Raw genomic sequence first — 1269 nt, forward strand, 5'->3', positions numbered from 1 at the left:
TGAGCAGCCCCCACCGGGTGGTCCGGGTAGATAGTTAGTGCATCGTCGCCTCCGCCGCCATTGCCGGGCGTAGGTGGAGCGAAGCGGAGCCGGAGGCCGGCAATGGCGGGGTCGCTGCTGCTGGCGCCGGAGGTCGATAGCCCAGGCTGCTGTGTGGTCGGACGGTGTTATAGTGACGCCGCCACGCCTCGATCAGCACCCTTGCCTCGGCGAGGCTGTAGAAGATCTCGCCGTTGAGTAGCTCGTCGCGAAGCGAACCGTTGAAGCTCTCGTTATAGCCGTTTTCCCATGGCGAGCCCGGCGCGATGTACAGCGTCTTCACGCCGACTTGGCCGAGCCATTTCTGGACCGCGGTAGCGATGAACTCGCTGCCATTGTCCGACCTGATATGCGCTGGCGGACCTCGCGCGATGAACAGCTCGGCAAGCGCCGCCAGCACGTCTTCGTGTTTCAACTGACGTGCGACGGTCAGCGCCAGGCACTCCCTGCTGGCCTCGTCGATGATCGTGAGGATCCGGAACTTGCGCCCGTCGTGCGTTCGCGCTTCGACAAAGTCGTACGCCCAGACATGCCCCGGATACTCCGGCCGCAGCCGGATGCACGAGCCGTCGTTTAACCACAGCCGGCCACGCTTGGGTTGCTTCTGTGGTACCTTCAGCCCCTCACGCCGCCAGATGCGTTCGACACGCTTATGATTCACCGACCACCCCGCGGCATGCAGCAGTGCGGTCACCCGGCGGTAACCGTAGCGTCCATACTGCCCGGCCAGCGCAACGATGTCCTCAGTCAGCGCCTGTTCGTCATCTGCCCCACACGGCACCTTGCGCTGCGTCGACCGATGCTGCCCGAGCACGCGACACACCCGTCGCTCGGATACGTCCAGCACCTCTTTCACTTGGTCAATGCAGCGTCGGCGCCGCGCGGGGCTTAGAAGTTTCCCCGTGCCGCCTCCTGCAGGATCAGCTTGTCCAGTGTCAGGTCGGAGATCGCACGCCGCAGCCGCAGGTTCTCCTTCTCCAGATCCTTCATCCGACGAGCCTGATCCGTCTTCAGCCCACCATATTCCTTGCGCCAGCGGTAATAGGTTTGCTCGCTGACCGCGATCCGCCGACACGCCTCGGCGGTCGTCCCGCCCTGGCCCAGGACGATTTCAACTTCACGCAGCTTCCCGATGATCTCTTCCGGCTTGTGCTTTTTCGCAGGCATTCGTCGTCCCTTCCTTGATCCAGACTCTCATAGTCGATGGACCGCTCAGAAGGGGGCAGCTCA

Annotated in this window: 1 protein-coding gene; it reads right to left on the reverse strand. The window is 63.4% G+C overall.

Features of this window, described 5'->3' with window-relative positions:
- Nucleotides 1-34: 34 nt before the first annotated feature.
- Nucleotides 35-1206 (reverse strand): IS3 family transposase gene (locus C8J42_RS19935; protein ID WP_133021543.1). Its coding sequence is split into 2 segments (ribosomal slippage): nt 35-942 and nt 942-1206, totalling 1173 coding nucleotides; the frame shifts between segments, so codons are not numbered across the junction.
- Nucleotides 1207-1269 lie beyond the last annotated feature (63 nt).

Source organism: Sphingomonas sp. PP-CE-1A-559, from assembly GCF_004340965.1.
GTDB lineage: Bacteria > Pseudomonadota > Alphaproteobacteria > Sphingomonadales > Sphingomonadaceae > Sphingomonas.